The following is a 19,476-nucleotide window of genomic DNA, read 5'->3' on the forward strand; positions in this document are numbered from 1 at the left end:
ATAAAAAAGCAATATCAAATAATTGATATTGCTTTTAAGGTTTTATAACAAGAAATAAAATTATTATTTTTTGTTTTTCTTTTGTGCTTTAGCATAGGCACTAGCGTCTTTTGTTACTTTTTCTAAAGTGCCTTCAAAAGATTTTTCAAGAATAACGGTTTGCCCATTTTCCTTGTAAGTCGTTGTTACTTTTGCAGAAGCATTTTCATTTATTGTGCCATCATCATTTGTTTCTACAGTTATAGATCTCATAACTTCAACTTCATTACTTGTTAGACCTAAAGCACTTTCTTCGCTATGACCACCTAGTATAGGAGCAATTACTAAACCAATTAAACAAGTTAGCTTAATTAAAATATTCATTGACGGACCAGAAGTGTCTTTAAAAGGATCTCCAACCGTATCTCCTGTTACTGCCGCTTTATGTGCTTCAGAACCTTTAAAAGTCATTTCTCCATTAATTTCTACACCTGCTTCAAAAGATTTTTTAGCATTATCCCAAGCTCCACCAGCATTGTTTTGGAAAATAGCCCAAAGCACACCAGATACTGTAACACCTGCCATATAACCTCCTAACATTTCTGCTATTAATAATGTATTCATACCAAAAAGCATAGGAACAAAAGCAATGACTAAAGGGAATCCAATAGTTAATAATCCAGGTAGCATCATTTCTTTTAAAGATGCTTTTGTTGAGATAGCAACACATTTATCATATTCAGGTTTTCCTGTTCCTTCCATAATTCCTGGAATGTCTCTAAACTGACGACGGACTTCATGTACCATTTCCATTGCAGCTTTACCAACAGCGTTCATTGCTAGGGCAGAGAATACTACCGGCACCATTCCTCCAACAAATAACATGGATAGTACAGGTGCTTTAAAGATGTTAATTCCATCGATACCTGTAAACGTTACATAAGCCGCAAATAAAGCTAATGATGTTAGTGCAGCAGAAGCGATAGCAAAACCTTTTCCTGTTGCTGCTGTTGTATTACCAACTGTGTCTAAAATATCAGTTCGTTCTCTTACAATAGGTTCTTGTTCACTCATTTCTGCAATACCACCTGCATTATCAGATATTGGTCCAAAAGCATCAATGGCTAATTGCATAGCGGTTGTTGCCATCATTGCAGAAGCAGCTAGTGCTACTCCATAAAAACCAGCAAACTCGTATGATGCCCATATGGCAGCGGCAAATAATAATACAGAAGGAAATGTAGAAATCATACCAGTTGCCAAACCTGCTATAATATTTGTCCCTGCTCCAGTAGATGATTGATGTACTATTTTTAAAATTGGATTTTTCCCTAATCCTGTATAATATTCAGTAACTGAAGAAATAACGGCACCTACAACTAAACCAACTAGTGTAGCATAGAACACACGCATTGCAGATATTTCAACTAAGCCTTCACCAAAGAAATGCATTTGCATTGTTTCTGGTAACATCCAATTTACTAAGACAAAACTAGAAATTGCAACTAAAACTATTGAGGTCCAGTTACCAATATTTAAAGCACCCATAACTTGGTCTTCTTTAGCATCATTATTTTTTATTTTCACTAGCATAGTTCCAATGATAGAAATAATGATTCCGACACCTGCAATAGACATTGGTAATAGAATTGGTCCAATACCTCCAAAAGCATCAGAAATTGATCCTCCCATATCTTTAATAATGTAATTACCAAGAACCATTGCAGCTAAAACCGTTGCAACGTAAGAGCCAAATAAATCAGCACCCATACCAGCGACATCTCCCACATTGTCACCCACATTATCTGCTATAGTTGCAGGATTACGAGGATCATCTTCAGGGATTCCTGCTTCAACTTTACCAACTAAATCGGCTCCTACATCGGCTGCTTTAGTATAAATTCCACCACCAACTCTTGCAAATAAAGCAATGGATTCAGCTCCTAAAGAGAATCCAGCTAAGGTTTCTAACACAATAGTCATGTCCATAGTGTTTGTCCATTCACTTCCCATAAAAAACCAGAAGAAGAAAATAAAGAAAGCAGTTAAACCAAGTACGGCTAAACCTGCAACACCAAGTCCCATAACAGTTCCTCCTCCAAAAGAGATTTTAAGCGCATTTGGTAAGCTTGTACGTGCAGCTTGTGTTGTTCTTACATTTGTTTTTGTGGCAATCTTCATTCCTATGTTTCCCGCGAAAGCAGAGAATACAGCACCGAAAATAAAAGCAACTATAATTAACCAATGTGTTGTTGGTACTATAAAAGAAACGATTGCTAATAGTATAGAGACTATTAAAACAAATACAGCGAGTAATTTGTACTCAGCATTTAAGAACGCTAATGCACCTTCGTAGATGTGATCTGAAATTTCTTTCATTTTACCATCTCCTGCATCTTGTTTCATTACCCAGGTTTTTTTTACAAGCATGTAAATTAAACCTATAATAGCCAAAGTAATTGGCATATAAATCATCATTGATCCCATGTTAAATTATTTAGTATTAATTAATTTTTAGCATAGTAAATATAATGAAAATGAAAATATTTTTTACGAAAAAAGCAATATCAATTGCTTGATATTGCTTTTTTTATATTTAAATGATGATATAATCTGAATTCCTAAATTTAGGATCTTAGATTAAATTGTGAAAGTGCGTTTCTTTTTATGTTCGCTTTCATCATAACGTTCTATACATTCATGATAAATTTTAACAGCTTCTACAGCATCTCCCCAACCACCTACATCAACTTTCTTTTTTTCTAAGTCTTTGTATACACGGAAAAAGTGCTCAATTTCTTTTAATCTATGTGGGTTTAAATCACTAATGTCCCTGTTATTGCTCCAAATTGGATCTGAAACTGGTACACAAATAATTTTTTCATCTGGGCCTTTTTCATCAGTCATATGGAAAACACCAATAGGTCTAACTTCCATAACAACCATTGGGTATGTTGGTTGGTGACCTAAAACCAAGACATCTAAAGGGTCACTATCTAAGGCTAATGTTTCAGGTATAAAACCATAATCACCAGGATACATCATAGATGAAAAAAGCATACGGTCAAACCTAATTTTGTGTAAAGTAAAATCGTATTCATATTTATTACGGCTTCCTTTAGGTATTTCAATTAATACATCGAAAGTTAAATCTTCTTCTAATTCTGACATGTTTTATATTGGATTTAGAATTCTATTATGCATAGAACTCTTATTATATTCTTAATTAAACAAAAGTATAACAAAGATAATATATTGTACGAGTTAGACAATTAATTTATTTGAGTTTACTTAAGTGAAAATTTAATGTTTTTTTCTTTTATGATTTAGGTTTGTATAAAAATGTCGACTTAAGAAATAAATAACGTTAAGTTGAAACTAATTTAATTGCTCATTATGTTAATATCCTAATTAACTATAGTGTGCTTTTCTTGTTGAAATAGTTTCACTAATTTCGTTTTACCTATGGTGTACAATATGATGATTCAAATTGTATTTAACTAAAAATAGCTATTTAAGTATGAATTCGGATTTAATAAAAGTCATCAATCAGCATAAAGAAACAATTAAAGTTTCTATGACTTTAAAAGAGGACTCACAACGCTTTACAAAACTACTTTTTAAGGCCTTTTATGATTGTGATACTAATGCCGAAGAAGCATTAATAGAATTAGAATCTTTGTTTATTACAATTAGAAATAATGCATGTCCTGAAATTAAAGATTTGCCTTGTAAACTTTGGGGTGATTTTAAAGACAAAATTCCTGATTTATATTCTAGTTTAAAGAAGGATGCAGAAGCTATATTTAATAATGATCCGGCATCACAATCAATTGAAGAAATATACCTTGCTTATCCAGGCTTTTTTGCAATTTCAATTTATAGAATGGCGAGAGTGTTTTATAAACTGAATTTACCCTTAATCCCTAGGTTAATGACAGAATATGCACATTCAATTACGGGTATAGACATACATCCAGGAGCCGACATAGGTGCTTCATTTTTTATAGATCACGGTACGGGAGTGGTTATTGGTGAAACAACAGAAATTTATAATAATGTTAAGGTATACCAAGGGGTTACTTTGGGAGCTTTAACGGTGAAAAAAGAATATCAAGACACAAAACGTCATCCCACAATTAAACAAAATGTTACTATCTATGCTAATGCAACCATTTTAGGTGGTGATACCGTTATTGGTGAAAATAGTGTGATTGGTGGTAATACTTGGTTAACAGAATCTGTTCCTGAGAATTCTATTGTAACACATAATCATCAGGTTGAAATTTTTTCAAAAACAAAGAAATAACATGAATAAGACCTTAATAGATCAAATAGGAAATACACCGATTGTTAAGTCAATAGCTTTAAATACGAATCCTAATGTTAGTTTGTATTTTAAACTTGAAGGAAATAACCCTGGAGGTAGTGTTAAAGATAGAGCAGCTTACAATATGATTAAAAGTGCTCTTGATTCAAATAAAATTGATAGATCTTCAAAATTAATTGAAGCTACAAGTGGTAATACAGGGATTGCTCTAGCGATGATTGCTAGTCTTTTTAAGTTGAATATAGAACTTGTTATGCCTGAAACAGCAACAAAAGAGCGTGTGCAAACGATGCGTGCTTATGGAGCTACTGTTACTTTAGATCCCAATGGAATTGAAGGTGCTAGAGATTATGCGGCTAATAAAGTTGAAAAGGAAGGTTATTTTTCATTTAATCAGTTTGCTAATGATGACAATTGGAAAGCGCATTATAAAACAACAGGTCCTGAAATATGGAGAGATACTGAAGGAACTATAACTCATTTTGTATCTTCTATGGGTACAACAGGAACTATAATGGGGACTTCAACTTATTTGAAAGAACAAAATTCAGAAATAAAAATAGTAGGAGTGCAACCAACAGAAGGTTCAAAAATACCAGGTATTAGAAAATGGCCTTTAGAATATTTGCCTAAAATATTTGATGCCTCAAAAGTAGATCAAACCATAGAAGTCAGTAAAGATGAAGCTATGCAAATGACTAGAAGATTAGCTAAAGAAGAAGGTATATTAGCAGGGATGAGTAGTGGAGGAGCTACAGCTGCAGCTTTAAAATTGGTTAATGAATTAGAAAGCGGAATTGTAGTTTGTATTATTTGCGACCGTGGAGATCGCTATTTGTCTTCAGACTTATTTGAATAAGCCATTAAAAGTATTATGCAAAAAAAAAACGATTTACTTAATTGTAAATCGTTTTTTTGTTAAAAATAAAAGCCAAAACTACCAGTAACACCAAAAGCTCTTGCGTCTGGTCGGTCTAAATAGTTACCTCTAAAGTTGAAGTCTAATCTTAATATTTTAAAAATATTAGCAACACCAAAGCTATATTCGTAATACATACGTGTATTTGGTGAAACTAATGGAATTTCCATTGGATTACCTGTGCTGTTTAAAGCAATGTTTTCATCAGAAAGCTCTCCCCAAACTCCTCTTAAGCCTAAAATAGCTCTTAAGTTATATTTCTTTAAGAACGGAATACGAGAGAAAATACGTCCGTTAAAATTGTGCTCTAAATGTACAGAACTATAAGTATCGGTAACAAATTCGTAATAATCTAATTGTGTAAACGTATTGTATATTGAAAAATACGATTGGTTACCAGGAACAATACTTAGCAATCCAAGAGGTACTTCTCCAAAAGTTTTACCCAATTCTACAGAGGTTACTAATCTTCCAAATCCACCTACTTGCCAAGGCTGTATATAAGAAAACTGTAATTTAGTATAATCAAAATCACTATTAAACCAATCTTGATTACCATAGCTCACTTGAGTAAATAGTCTTGCAAAATCATCATTTTTATTTTGACGTTCTACACCAAAACCAGTCATTTGACGTTTAGGGAAATAACCTAAAGAAAATCGGGTTTCAAATTGATTAACTTCGGTAGCTATTCCAGTAGAAGATTCAGGGTCGTTGTAATCCAAACTAAATGTTTGTGAAGCAGAACTTAAAGTTCTAAAGCTACCATCTACACGGACTTCAAAATTACGCAGAGGTTCTATTGAGGCTCCAAAATTTGTAAGATTAATATTTGAGAGCTTGTCATTAGTCCCAGTACCAATTACAGCAGAAGAAGCTAAACTACGACCTAAAACATCTGAAGAGCTTGTTAAGCTAGCTCCTATTTGTTCTACATCTCTTCGGTTACCTCCAAATACGGTAAGTCTACTACGTTTGTCTAATAACCATTTACCAGAAACACCATATTTAAACTTATCATCTTTAAAACCGTATGCTAAAAAGCCTTCGATTCTCCATAAATCGTTTGGTCCAAAATAAGTTCTTCCTCCTCCTCTTAATCTAACGCCTTCAACCTCATTATAACCAAATGTTGAAAAAATAGGACCGTAATCTAAGTTCGCACTAGTAAATTCAACATAACCTGAAGCAAGGATGCTACCAAGGTTGTATAAACGTTTAAATTTCTTAACGGTTTTTAGGGTGTCCAACATTTTATAAACACCTTTTTCGTCTTTGCTTAAAGCTTCAAGTCTATTGGTTTGCCAAAAATCATCTTCTCGGTTATATACATCTTCATCATAATTATATACAACCTTGTCGTAAGACTTTGGGTCTTTGGGTTGGTTAAACTTATAATTATCATAAATGGTGGTTCGTTTTCCATATAGACCTCTAGATTCTTCTTTTTTATTCACAGAGAAGTCTGAAAGAAAATAGTCGCGTTTAATTAGAAATACAGAATCGTTTAAAACTTCAAATTCTTGTTCAATATAAATTTCTTTAACCCAGTTTATATTTGCGCTTTTTGAAGCTTGAAGATTAATTTCTTTTATAGCATAAGTAGAGTCGTTAACCCAAAAATCACCTTTAAAGGTTAATTCATTTTTTCGTCTTGGGTAATAAATAATATTATAACACCATTTATCTCCTATGTACGCGCTATCAGATAAAACGTAGTTGTAAGTTTGAATGCCTGTTCTACTCAAAGGGCTAACAAAACTTTTGTCGAAGAACTTTAGGTAATTATCATAAACGTTGTATTCTGAATATAAATCGTCTATAAAATCAATAATCATTTGATTGTTACTAAAACCAGAGTTTTTATTACCAATTAATTCTTCGTGATTTTTATTAAGATTATTATCTCCTGATATTTTCTTTACAGATTCATTTAGAAATATAGGTAAATAGGTTTTTCCTGTAACATTAGAAGTATCAACTTCTTCAAATACAAATTCCATTCCTTTAAAAAGTTTACTTTTTATCAGAGCGCTGTCAATTGTGTTTAGGTCAAATTCTACTTTTTCGTATTGGTCGTATTCATATTGATTAAATTGGTTTAACCCATTTTTTCTTTTACGTTCCCAAATCTTTTTTAGAATTCTAATGGCAGGATTTTCAGAGGCTTTTTTAGATTGTTTTCCAGTAACAATAAGTACTTCGTCTAGTGTAGATGTTTCTTCTTTAAGTATAAAACTTAAGTCGTAATTAACACGTTTAGTTAGTGGGATTTCTAGGACTTCAAAACCAACGAATGAAACAGTTAAAGTATTCCAGTTATCTTCAGATTCTAAATAGAATTTACCATCTTCATTTGTAATTGTACCTTCTGTTGAGCCAGAAAATAAAACATTAGCAAAAGGGATAGGTGAGTTGTTTTCATCGTAGACGTGACCGCTTACTTTGGTCTGTGCCAATGCAGATAAAAATCCAAAAACGAAAAAAGATATAAATAGTTTTAATTTCATATTAAAAAAAAATAAACTTCATCAACAACCATGCTAAATTAAGCTTGAGGGTCGCCAATGAAGTTTATTAAACGCAGAAAACTGCAATTTATTTGTACATAACCTTTTTTACTGCTTTAACAACACTGTCACTGTTAGGTAACCATTCTGCTAATAATACAGGTGAATAAGGCGCAGGTGTATCTGCTGTATTTATTTTTACAATTGGAGCATCTAAGTAATCAAAAGCTTCAGATTGCACAATATATGTAATTTCTGTCGAAACATTTCCAAAAGGCCAAGCTTCTTCTAAAATAACAAGACGATTTGTTTTCTTAACAGACTTTAAAACAGCTTCTTTGTCTAATGGACGTACTGTACGTAAATCTATAATTTCACAAGAAATACCTTCTTTAGCTAATTCGTCTGCAGCTTTGTAAGCTTCTTTGATAATTTTACCAAAAGATACGATAGTTACATCAGTACCTTCACGTTTAATTTCAGCAACACCAATAGGTAAAGTGTATTCTCCTTCTGGCACTTCTCCTTTATCACCATACATTTGTTCACTTTCCATAAAGATAACAGGATCATTATCTCTAATAGCAGATTTTAATAAACCTTTTGCGTCATAAGGATTAGAAGGTACTATTACTTTTAAACCTGGTGTGTTTGCGAACCAATTTTCTAAAGCTTGTGAGTGTGTTGCTCCTAATTGACCAGCAGAAGCTGTTGGGCCTCTAAATACGATAGGACAGTTAAATTGTCCACCAGACATTTGTCTGATTTTTGCTGCATTATTTATAATTTGGTCAATACCAACTAGAGAGAAGTTAAACGTCATGTATTCTACAATAGGACGATTACCTGTCATTGTAGATCCGATTGCTATACCTGCAAAACCAAGCTCTGCAATTGGTGTATCAATTACACGTTTTGCACCAAACTCGTCTAACATTCCTTTTGATGCTTTATAAGCACCATTATATTCTGCTACTTCTTCGCCCATAAGATAAACACTCTCATCTCTGCGCATTTCTTCGCTCATGGCTTCGCAAATTGCTTCTCTAAATTGAATTGTCTTCATTTTTCTATTTTTAAACGTCTAGCAAAAATAATAATTATGGATATAAAATACCATTAAAAGTAGAGTGAAAAATGAATTTATTTTCATTTTAGAATTGTGATTGTTTTATAGCTGTATAATAAAGAGAGTGTTAAAAGCGTAATAGTTTACATATTAGATGTTTATAGTCTTGTTTTTTTATTATTAAGCAAAGTTTATTTTGGGGTAAAGTGGCCAAATTGCTAATTATATATTGAAAAATATTTTTACATTGACTCAAAAATCCTGATATGTGAATATTTTGGACCTTTCAGATCAATATTTTTATTTTTTTTTGAGGGTTATTGATCATATTATTTCTTTTTACAAACTTTGTTTGAAACATTATTATTAATATACTAGTCTTTAATATAACTATTGTTTATCTTAACTTATTAGATTTTGAAGGTATTCTAGATTTTGAGAATGATTTTATTTGTTCTTAAAATGCTAGGGGATTATACACTGAAATTCTTTTATTAGGATCTTAGTCTATGTAATTAACAATAAAATCTTAAATTTTTATTAATTTAACATTTTATTGAGTTGAAAATGATTTTATGAAAATTTTATTATGCGCGCATAGTAAAAATCCGAATTATTATTTTTATATTCGTAATCGAGAAAAAGACGTTTAAAATAAAATTATTTTATATGAAGATATTAGTATGTATTAGTCATGTACCTGATACAACATCAAAGATTAATTTCACAGAAGGAGATAGTAGATTTGATACTAGAGGGGTTCAATTTGTAATTAACCCTAATGATGAGTTTGGTTTAACACGTGCTATGTGGTTTAAAGAAAAACAAGGAGCAAGTGTAGATGTTGTTAATGTTGGTGGTCCAGAAACGGAACCTACATTAAGAAAAGCTTTAGCTATTGGAGCAGATTCTGCAATTAGAGTTAATACAGAAGCTACTGATGGTTTTGCTGTAGCGAAACAATTAGCAAAAGTAGCTCAAGACGGAGGTTATGATTTAGTTATAGCAGGTAGAGAATCTATTGATTATAACGGAGCTATGGTTCCTGGAATGTTAGCAGCAATAATCGATGCAAATTTTGTGAGTAATTGTATCAGTTTAGAAATTGACGGAACTAATGCAAAAGCGGTTAGAGAAATTGATGGCGGAAAAGAAACAGTAAGTACAATGTTACCTTTAGTTATAGGAGGTCAAAAAGGTTTGGTTGAAGAAAGTGATCTTCGTATTCCTAATATGAGAGGGATTATGATGGCGCGTAAAAAACCATTAACGGTTGTAGAACCAATTGATGTTAGTGCAGAAACTAAAGCTGTAAGTTTTATTAAGCCTATAGCTAAAAGTGAAGTGATATTAGTAGATGCAGATAATATAGATGAGTTGGTAAACTTACTTCATAACGAAGCTAAAGTAATTTAATCTATAGTTGCACTACCAGCATTGGTTAAGTATTTAACGAATGCTATTTTAAAAATTAATAATAACAAAATAGATTCTTGCTTTGGCAAGAATGACAAAAATCAAATTTTATGTCAATTCTAGTATATACAGAGTCCGAAAACGGAAAATTTAAAAAAGCGGCTTTAGAAGTCGTTTCATATGCAAAAGCTATTGCAGACCAAATGGGAACATCGGTTACTGCTATAGCTGTAAATGCAGATAATACAGAAGCATTAGGTAATTACGGAGCCTCTAAAGTTCTTTTAATTAAAGATGAATCGTTAAAAGCTTTTAATGTTAAAAAATATACAGCAATTGTTGAGAGTGCTGCTAAAAATGAAGATGCTAAAGTTGTTGTTTTAAGCTCTAGTGCTGATAGCAAATATCTAGCACCTATGTTAGCAGTCGCTTTAGAAGCCGGTTATGTTTCTAATGTTATAGAAGCTCCTTCTGGCGTTTTTCCTTTTACAGTGAAGCGTTCAGCTTTTACAAATAAAGCATTTGCTAACACAGAAATCAATACTGATGTGAAAATTGTTGGTTTATCTAATAATTCATTCGGGTTAGTTGAAACTGGAGGAAGTGCATCTGTTGAAGATTTTTCTCCTGCAATACCAGATTCTGGGATTACAGTTGAGTCGGTAGACAAAGCGACAGATAAAGTGAGTATTGCTGATGCAGAAATTGTTGTTTCGGGAGGAAGAGGACTTAAAGGTCCAGAAAACTGGGGAATGATTGAAGAATTAGCTGAGGTTTTAGGAGCTGCAACGGCATGTTCTAAACCGGTTTCAGATTTAGGATGGAGACCACATAGTGAACACGTTGGGCAAACAGGAAAACCTGTAGCTTCAAACTTATATATTGCTATTGGGATTTCTGGTGCAATTCAACATTTAGCAGGTATTAACTCTTCAAAAGTAAAAGTGGTAATTAATACAGATCCAGAAGCACCTTTCTTTAAGGCAGCTGATTACGGAATTGTTGGAGATGCATTTGAGGTTGTTCCTAAATTAATTGAAAAATTAAAAGTTTTTAAAGCTGCAAATGCATAATTTTATGACCTTTTAATATTCAGCATTTTATGTGTGAGAATTAAAAGATATTAATAAGGACTGTTTAAATTTAGACCTTACTTTTGTATCCGTTTTTTATCAGAAGTAACAGAGAAATTCATCAAATCTGCTTAAAGCAGTTGGTAAAGTCCAAATTTAAACAGTTCTTTGTGTTTTATAAATTATGAGTTTAGTTCGTTTAAATATCAAAGGCATATCGTATAGTCAAACCCAAAATGGTGCCTACGCTTTAATACTTAATGAGGTAGATGGTGACCGAAAATTGCCAATAGTTATAGGTGCTTTTGAAGCGCAATCTATTGCTATTGCTTTAGAAAAGGAAATCCGACCTCCGCGTCCCCTTACTCACGATTTATTTAAAAACTTTGCAGACAGATTCGATATTACGGTTAAACAAGTCATTATCCATAAGTTGGTTGATGGCGTTTTCTACTCTAGCCTAATTTGCGAACGCGATAAGATCGAAGAAATTATCGATGCCAGAACTAGCGATGCTATCGCTTTGGCTTTACGTTTTCAATCTCCAATTTTTACTTACAAAAATATTTTAGATAAAGCAGGTATCTATCTTAAAGTCAACCCTAAAAAGGAAGATGAAGAAGATCAAGACAGTATTCTAATGGATGAGCTTATTGTTGAAGAAATTGAATCTTCTTCAGAAGAGCAAGGTGGTTATCAAAATAAATCTCTTTCAGATCTTAATACTCTCTTAGAAGAAGCCGTAAATAATGAGGATTACGAAATGGCTGCCAAAATTAGAGATGAAATTTCTAAACGCTAACTAAATACTTATTATTTATGAATTATTTTTTCAAGGCAATTTTTGCTATATTTCTTGGATTTTCATCAATAACAGCACAAGAACTTGAAAAAACATGGGAGCTAAATGCTTCTGAAAGTATTTACAATACTTTAGATTTTCAAAACGGTGAATTCAATTTTTCTTCTGATACCGATAATTCGCTTGATGGAAATTACATGTTTCAAAATGATTTATTGGTACTGTATCATAATGATTCTCTTAATTCAATTAAAAGATATAAAATTACAGAACTAACAGATTCTACCTTGATTTTAAAAGGGAGGAAGATGAGTTTCAACTTGGTTTCAAAACCAGAAGAAATTACTGTAGAGCAAGAAGGTACTTTTACAGAAATTATACCAAATCAAGGGTTTTCATTTACAAGCTTATGGAGAGGTCTTTTAGGTATGGTTTCTTTAATCTTTATCGCTTTTCTATTCAGTAGCAACCGTAAAGCAATTAATTGGAAAACGGTTGGAATAGGCTTACTTTTTCAACTTGTTATCGCCATTGGTGTTTTAAAAATAGACTTTATTAAAACCGCTTTCGAGGTTGTGGGACAAGGATTTATTGCAATTCTAGGATTTACACAAGCAGGAAGTGAGTTTTTATTTGGAGGGATGCTAGATATTAAGTCTTTCGGATTCATTTTCGCTTTCCAAGTATTACCAACAATTATATTCTTTTCTGCCTTAACCTCTGTTTTATTCTATTTAGGATTGATTCAGAAAGTTGTAAAAGGTATGGGGTGGTTACTATCTAAATTTTTAGGTATTTCTGGTGCAGAAAGTTTAAGTGTGGCTGGTAATATTTTCTTAGGTCAAACCGAAGCGCCATTGCTTATTAAGGCGTATTTAGAAAAAATGAATAAATCAGAGATTCTTCTCGTAATGATAGGTGGTATGGCAACTGTTGCAGGTGCTGTTTTGGCCGCTTACATTGGATTTTTAGGAGGAGAAGATGAAGCTTTACAATTGTTTTATGCAAAACATTTGTTAGCGGCTTCCGTTATGGCAGCACCAGGAGCTATTGTAATTTCAAAAATATTATTTCCGCAAACTGAAGATATTAATACTGAAGTTGAAGTTTCTCAAGAAAAAATTGGTTCTAATATTTTAGAAGCTATAGCTAACGGAACTACAGAGGGATTAAAATTAGCTGTTAATGTAGGAGCAATGCTCTTAGTTTTTGTAGCTTTTATTGCTATGATAAATGGAATTTTAGGGGGGGTAGCTGGATTTGATGGTTTTAAGATTGCTGCTTTAAATATTGATTGGAGTTTTACATCGCTTAATGAAATTATTGCAACAAACACACCTTACGAAAGTTTATCCTTAGAGTTTATATTGGGTTATTTATTTGCACCTTTAATGTGGTTAATTGGTGTGGCTTCTGAAGATATGGCGTTAATGGGACAGTTATTAGGAATAAAATTAGCTGCAAGTGAATTTATAGGCTATATACAATTAGCGGATTTAAAGAATGTGGCGAATGCGACACATCTTACATATGAGAAGTCAATTATTATGGCAACTTATATGCTTTGTGGTTTTGCTAATTTTGCTTCAATAGGAATTCAAATAGGTGGAATAGGTTCTTTAGCACCAGGGCAACGTACACAGTTATCTAAATTTGGAATGAAAGCTTTAATAGGAGGAACTATAGCTTCTTTAATTTCTGCGACTATTGCAGGTATGATTATTGGGTAATTCAACAAGAATAAATTTTAGATTATAAAAATACTTAAAGCATCAGATATTACATTTGATGCTTTTTTTCTTTATTTTCGCTTCAAGTCTTGCTGATAAATTAATCAGCATATATTCCTAAATTTAAGTTTAATTAAAAGAGATTCCTGTTTTTGCAGGAAATTTTATGAAACAATATCACGACTTAGTAAAACATATTTTAGCTGAAGGAAACGAAAAAGGAGATCGTACAGGTACAGGTACAAAAAGTGTATTTGGTTATCAAATGCGCTTCGATTTAAGTGAAGGTTTTCCAATGGTTACAACCAAGAAATTGCATTTAAAGTCTATTATTTATGAATTACTTTGGTTCTTAAAAGGCGATACTAATATTGATTACCTTACTGAGAACGGAGTAAAAATATGGAACGATTGGGCTGATGAAAATGGTGATTTGGGACCTGTTTATGGTCATCAATGGCGTAATTGGGCAAGTGAAGATATTGACCAGATTAAAGAAGTTATTCAAACTCTAAAGAATAATCCTAATAGTAGAAGAATGTTGGTTTCAGCATGGAATCCTTCAGTATTACCAGATACTTCAAAATCATTTTCAGAGAATGTAGCTAACGGAAAAGCAGCATTACCGCCGTGTCATGCGTTTTTTCAATTTTATGTTGCTGATGGTAAATTATCTTGTCAACTCTATCAGCGTAGTGCTGATACATTTTTAGGTGTGCCGTTTAATATTGCGTCTTATGCATTGTTCACTATGATGATGGCACAGGTTTGTGGTTATGAAGCAGGAGACTTTATTCATACATTTGGAGATGCTCATATTTATAATAATCACAAAGAGCAGTTAGAATTACAACTCTCTAGAGAGCTTAGACCTTTACCAAAAATGATTTTAAATCCAGAGGTAAAAAATATTTTCGATTTTAAATTTGAAGATTTTACGCTTGAAGGTTATAATCCTCATCCACATATTAAGGGTAAAGTGGCTGTTTAAATTTGATTTATGAAGTTATCAGAATTATTTACGATTATATTTTTAATATTAATGCAGTTTAGTTGGGCACAAACAGATCCTATTAAAAATGTTTATAATAGACCTTATGTTATTTTTGATGGTTGCGATACAGCTGAAGACAAAGAAAAATGCTATGAGATAAATCTTCAGGAACTTATAGGAAAACAATTGAATCATAAATTTTTTAAAGATTCTATTTTTTATTTAGCTAAAAGAGATACAATTGCAGTACCTATAAATATTCTTTATGATGAATTTGGAGTTATAGTAAAAGATTACTCCTTAGTAACAAATCCTAACACGGAATCTAAACAGAGTTATGAAGGCTTATTGGATTCAATTCCTAGGGTGAAACCCGTTTTGGATACCTATAATAAAGGTGTAGCAATAAATATAAGTAGCATATTTGGTTATTTTCTAGATAGAACTAAAGATTCAATTATGCCTTTAGTAGGCTATGAACCAAAGATAATTCCATTTTCAATAATAGAAAAAGCACCAGTTTATAAAGGATGTGATAGAAAATTAAATAATAAAGATCTTTTAAAATGTATGAATAGTGAGATCTATAAATTAATTTCAAATAATTTTAATATAAATCTAGCAAGTAAATTAGGTCTTTCTGAAGGGCTAAAACGTATTTACGTAACATTTAATGTCAATAAAAAAGGAAAGGTTTCAGATATAAGAGCAAGAGGACCACACCCCGATTTAGAAGCAGAAGCTATTCGTGTAATAAACAAAATACCTAAGTTAAAGAGACCAGGTTATTTTAAAAAGAAACCAGTAAAAGTTCCTTACTCTTTGCCTATTGTTTTTAGCGTAACTGAGTAAACAAAAAAAAGCATCTCTAAATTATAGAGATGCTTTTTTGTTTTATGATAAAGGTCTTATAATTTAATAATGCCATTTTCAGCACCAGCAAACTCATTCCAAGCAAACTCATCAGCTTCCTCATCATTAATGTAAGATTCTCCATCTACAAGATACCTAAATTCATAAGAATTATCACTTGCCAGATCTACAGTCCCTTTAAAAGAGCCATTTTTTAATTTCTTTAATTGATTTGCTTCGGTATTCCACTCGTTAAAGTTTCCTACTACAGCTACATTTTTAGCTTCTTTTGCAGTAATCGTAAAGGTTACTTTACAAACAGGCTTAGTTTTTAAAAATTGTTTTTTGATTGCCATAATAATAAGTTTGAACAATTAAATATAAAACAAAAAGATGAAAGATTGTATTATAGAAATACATTTAATTGTCTAAAAAACAATCATTTATTGATTTATTAATTTTGTAACCATTTTATCTTTAACTATGTAAAATTTAGTTGTGTATTTTAGAATCTTAGTAATAATCATTTGTCTTATTATTTTGATTTTCAGTATTGTATTATAGATTTCTAAATAAAATCAAAAGGATATAAATCATATAAACATATTATCAAAAAAAAAGTATCTTTATCTTATTAAATCACAATTATGTTTGGCAGCAAAAAACAAGTTTCTACAATAGATAAAGATCAATTAGAGTTGATTGAAAACGCTCAGAAGCGTATCAAGCAAAAGAAACGTCTTTATATTCATTTTGTTATTTTTTTAATAGGTGCAGTTTTTTTAATTATAGCTAATACAGTTTTAGGGATTAAAAAAGATTTTACTATCGCTGGCATTGATTGGTTTGTTTATGCCATATTAGCTTGGTTATTCTTATTTATCTATCACTTTGTAAGTGTATTTATTACTCATAAATTTATGGGTAAAGATTGGGAGAAGCATCAGCTAGAAAAATTAGTAAACCTGCAAGAAGTGCGTATTGATAAATTAAAGCAGAATCTTATTAAAGAAGATACTAAGAAGGTAATTCCTGAGGTATCTAATGAAACAAAAGAAACACCTCAAGTTATAAAAAAAAAAAGAACATCTGAGTTAACCATAATTGTAGCAGAAGGTGAAGACAATGCAATAGGGAAAGACAATGATTTAATTTGGCATTTAAGCGATGATTTAAAACATTTTAAATCGATTACTAATGGTCATTATATTATTATGGGGCGTAAGACTTTTGAGAGCTTTCCTAAACCTTTGCCTAATAGAACGCATGTTGTAATAACAAGACAGAAAGATTATAAAGTACCTGCAGGTGTTATAGTTGTAAATTCATTAAATGATGCTATTGATGCTGCTAGATTTGATAAACAACCTTTTGTAATTGGTGGCGGTGAAATTTATAAGCAAGCTTTACCTTTTGTAGATAAATTAGAAATAACTAGAGTACATGCAACTTTTGAAAATGCAGATACATTTTTCCCTAAAATAGACGAAACTAGATGGAGGGAAGTAAGTAGAACAACTCATGAAGCAGATGATAAGCATAAGTATTCTTTTTCATTTATTACATATTTAAAAATGACTTAGAAATCTATTCGATATTAATTAAAACTAAAAACACCCTAACTAAAAAAGTTAGGGTGTTTTTATTATTTGTAATATTTAAGTTTTATTAAATATTGAAAGCTTCTTTTACTTTATCAACATAATCTAATTTTTCCCAAGTAAATAACTCTACTTCTAAAGTTTTAGAATCAGCATTCGGTAAGTAAAAAGTTTTACTCACGGTTTCGTTTTTTCTTCCCATATGACCGTATGCAGCAGTTTCACTATACATTGGCTGACGTAGTTTTAAACGTGCTTCTATAGCAGCTGGTTTCATGTCAAAAAGTGTTTGAACTGTTTTAGCAATCTCACCATCTGTTAAATTAAAATGACAAGTTCCATAAGTATCAATAAATATACCCATTGGTTCAGCAACCCCAATTGCATAAGATACTTGTACTAAAATTTGATCACACAAACCAGCAGCAACTAAATTTTTAGCAATATGTCTTGTTGCATATGCAGCACTTCTATCTACTTTACTTGGATCTTTACCAGAGAAAGCACCACCACCATGTGCACCTTTTCCTCCGTAAGTATCAACAATAATCTTACGACCTGTTAATCCTGTATCACCATGAGGTCCTCCAATTACAAATTTACCTGTTGGATTAATGTGATAAGTAATATCATCATTAAACAATTCTTGAATATGTTCTGGTAATTTAGCAATGACTCTAGGGATTAATATCTCAATGATATCTTTTCTAATTTTAGCTAACATAGCTTCATCAGCATCAAAATCATCATGTTGTGTAGAAACAACAATAGCATCTATACGTTGTGGTACATTATCATCACTATACTCAATAGTAACCTGACTTTTAGAATCTGGTCTTAAGTACGTGATATCTTTATTTTCACGACGTAATTCAGCTAATTCTTTTAAAATTCGGTGCGATAAATCCAATGCTAAAGGCATAAAATTTTCGGTTTCATTAGTTGCATAACCAAACATCATTCCTTGGTCACCTGCACCTTGCTCTTCTTTTGATGCTCTAACAACACCTTGGCTAATTTCTTCAGATTGTTCGTGGATTGCAGATAAAACACCACAAGAATTTCCATCAAACATATAAGCACTTTTTGTATAGCCTATTTTGTTTATAGTGTCTCTTGCTATTTTTTGCACATCGAGATATGTATTAGACTTTACTTCACCCGCAAGTACAACCTGACCTGTCGTGACTAAAGTTTCACATGCTACTTTAGCTTCCTTATCAAAGGCTAAAAAATTGTCTATTAGAGCATCGCTTATTTGGTCCGCTACTTTGTCTGGGTGTCCTTCCGAAACACTTTCAGAAGTAAATAAATATGGCATAAATTCTATTATTTAGAATAATAATTCAGTTATAGAAAAACTTTTCGATTACAAGGTCGCTAGAGAAGTAGAAAACTTACTGCTTTAGCATTTTTTATTCTGAATTTAATTCAGAATCTGTTCTTAATGAACAGGTACTGAAATGGTTTCAGCACTAGAGGTTGCAATCAGACAAATTTTTCCTCTTATAATTCTCGGCAAAAGTACGTATTAATATCAACACAAAAAATCTTATAGTCTAAAGAAAATCTTAAAATTATTAATTGTGAGTTCTTTAGTTTTTTTTGATGATTAAAAAATCCTTAGATTTACACTATGCTTTCAAAGAAAACAAAATACGGAATTAAGGCGTTAGTGCATTTGGCTAGACAAGAAGATCGTAAGCCCGTGCAGATTTCTACAATTTCTAAAACTGAAAATATCTCTCAAAAATTTCTTGAAAGTATCTTATTAACCTTACGAAAAAATGGAATGTTAGGATCTAAAAAGGGTAAAGGCGGTGGCTATTATCTTTTAAGAGATCCAAAAGAAATTCCTATGACTACAGTGATGCGCTTACTTGAAGGTCCTATTGCTATGGTGCCTTGTGTAAGTTTAAATTTTTATGAAAAATGTGCTGATTGTCCTGATGAAGCAACTTGTGCGGTTAACAAAATAATGCTTAAAGTTCGCGATAATACTCTTGAAATATTCCGCAATACAACTTTAGCAGATCTATCCGATACTCATGTAACTTTATAAATAATGCTCAATATTGTTTTTATATGATGCTGTTAATTAGTGTGCTATAAGTTCTGTTTGTTCTTTTTTCGAAAGATTTAACTTTTAGTTTCAAAAATAATATTTATGTTTGCATACTCTAGTAAGTCGATAGGGTAAA

Annotated in this window: 16 protein-coding genes; 10 read left to right on the forward strand and 6 right to left on the reverse strand. The window is 31.8% G+C overall.

From position 1 onward, the window contains the following. Positions 1-63 precede the first annotated feature (63 nt). Both H0I32_RS10695 and H0I32_RS10700 read right to left on the reverse strand, forming a co-directional pair. On the reverse strand, positions 64-2,466 hold the full coding sequence (locus tag H0I32_RS10695) for a sodium-translocating pyrophosphatase (protein WP_173586481.1): 2,403 nt from the start codon (positions 2,464-2,466) through the stop codon (positions 64-66). Between the two features lie 153 nt (positions 2,467-2,619). Next, positions 2,620-3,150, reverse strand: a complete 531-nt coding sequence (locus H0I32_RS10700; RefSeq protein ID WP_173586482.1) for an inorganic diphosphatase — start codon at positions 3,148-3,150, stop codon at positions 2,620-2,622. A 349-nt stretch (positions 3,151-3,499) separates the two neighbouring features. Between H0I32_RS10700 and epsC the strand changes: the two genes are divergently transcribed. Then, complete coding sequence (gene epsC / locus H0I32_RS10705) at positions 3,500-4,288, forward strand: serine O-acetyltransferase EpsC (protein ID WP_173586483.1); 789 nt, start codon at positions 3,500-3,502, stop codon at positions 4,286-4,288. A 1-nt stretch (position 4,289) separates the two neighbouring features. Continuing rightward, on the forward strand, positions 4,290-5,168 hold the full coding sequence (cysM, locus tag H0I32_RS10710; protein WP_173586484.1) for a cysteine synthase CysM: 879 nt from the start codon (positions 4,290-4,292) through the stop codon (positions 5,166-5,168). Between the two features lie 59 nt (positions 5,169-5,227). Here the strand turns inward: cysM and H0I32_RS10715 are convergent, their stop codons facing one another. Then, on the reverse strand, positions 5,228-7,738 hold the full coding sequence (locus H0I32_RS10715; RefSeq protein WP_179313382.1) for a DUF5686 and carboxypeptidase-like regulatory domain-containing protein: 2,511 nt from the start codon (positions 7,736-7,738) through the stop codon (positions 5,228-5,230). An 88-nt stretch (positions 7,739-7,826) separates the two neighbouring features. Beyond that, positions 7,827-8,804 (reverse strand): pyruvate dehydrogenase complex E1 component subunit beta, encoded by a 978-nt coding sequence (locus tag H0I32_RS10720; protein WP_173586486.1) that lies wholly within the window; start codon positions 8,802-8,804, stop codon positions 7,827-7,829. A 672-nt stretch (positions 8,805-9,476) separates the two neighbouring features. Here H0I32_RS10720 and H0I32_RS10725 point away from each other — a divergent pair. From H0I32_RS10725 to H0I32_RS10750, 6 genes are all read left to right on the forward strand, one after another. After that, entirely contained in the window at positions 9,477-10,223 is a 747-nt protein-coding gene (locus H0I32_RS10725) for an electron transfer flavoprotein subunit beta/FixA family protein (RefSeq protein WP_179313381.1), read from the forward strand. A 110-nt stretch (positions 10,224-10,333) separates the two neighbouring features. Next, on the forward strand, positions 10,334-11,296 hold the full coding sequence (locus H0I32_RS10730) for an electron transfer flavoprotein subunit alpha/FixB family protein (RefSeq protein WP_179313380.1): 963 nt from the start codon (positions 10,334-10,336) through the stop codon (positions 11,294-11,296). A 184-nt stretch (positions 11,297-11,480) separates the two neighbouring features. After that, on the forward strand, positions 11,481-12,098 hold the full coding sequence (locus H0I32_RS10735) for a bifunctional nuclease family protein (RefSeq protein WP_179313379.1): 618 nt from the start codon (positions 11,481-11,483) through the stop codon (positions 12,096-12,098). Positions 12,099-12,115: 17 nt separating this feature from the next. Further along, positions 12,116-13,828 carry a NupC/NupG family nucleoside CNT transporter gene (locus H0I32_RS10740; RefSeq protein WP_179313378.1) on the forward strand — a complete coding sequence of 571 codons (1,713 nt, stop codon included), beginning with the start codon at positions 12,116-12,118 and terminating at the stop codon, positions 13,826-13,828. A 166-nt stretch (positions 13,829-13,994) separates the two neighbouring features. After that, on the forward strand, positions 13,995-14,819 hold the full coding sequence (locus H0I32_RS10745) for a thymidylate synthase (RefSeq protein WP_179313377.1): 825 nt from the start codon (positions 13,995-13,997) through the stop codon (positions 14,817-14,819). A 9-nt stretch (positions 14,820-14,828) separates the two neighbouring features. Further along, positions 14,829-15,674: an energy transducer TonB gene (locus H0I32_RS10750; protein WP_173586492.1), complete on the forward strand. Its 846-nt coding sequence runs from the start codon at positions 14,829-14,831 to the stop codon at positions 15,672-15,674. Positions 15,675-15,730: 56 nt separating this feature from the next. Here the strand turns inward: H0I32_RS10750 and H0I32_RS10755 are convergent, their stop codons facing one another. After that, complete coding sequence (locus H0I32_RS10755) at positions 15,731-16,030, reverse strand: isoamylase early set domain-containing protein (protein ID WP_179313376.1); 300 nt, start codon at positions 16,028-16,030, stop codon at positions 15,731-15,733. A 291-nt stretch (positions 16,031-16,321) separates the two neighbouring features. Here H0I32_RS10755 and H0I32_RS10760 point away from each other — a divergent pair, with 291 nt between their 5' ends. Further along, positions 16,322-17,257 carry a dihydrofolate reductase gene (locus H0I32_RS10760; RefSeq protein ID WP_173586494.1) on the forward strand — a complete coding sequence of 312 codons (936 nt, stop codon included), beginning with the start codon at positions 16,322-16,324 and terminating at the stop codon, positions 17,255-17,257. Between the two features lie 85 nt (positions 17,258-17,342). On the opposite strand, the gene metK is transcribed toward H0I32_RS10760, so the two are convergent. Next, positions 17,343-18,596: a methionine adenosyltransferase gene (metK, locus tag H0I32_RS10765; RefSeq protein WP_179313375.1), complete on the reverse strand. Its 1,254-nt coding sequence runs from the start codon at positions 18,594-18,596 to the stop codon at positions 17,343-17,345. A gap of 315 nt (positions 18,597-18,911) precedes the next feature. Between metK and H0I32_RS10770 the strand changes: the two genes are divergently transcribed. Further along, a complete protein-coding gene (locus H0I32_RS10770; RefSeq protein WP_173586496.1) occupies positions 18,912-19,337 on the forward strand; it encodes an RrF2 family transcriptional regulator in 426 nt (141 codons plus the stop codon). Positions 19,338-19,476 lie beyond the last annotated feature (139 nt).

The organism is Winogradskyella sp. HaHa_3_26 (assembly GCF_019278425.1).
GTDB classification, from domain to species: domain Bacteria; phylum Bacteroidota; class Bacteroidia; order Flavobacteriales; family Flavobacteriaceae; genus Winogradskyella; species Winogradskyella undariae.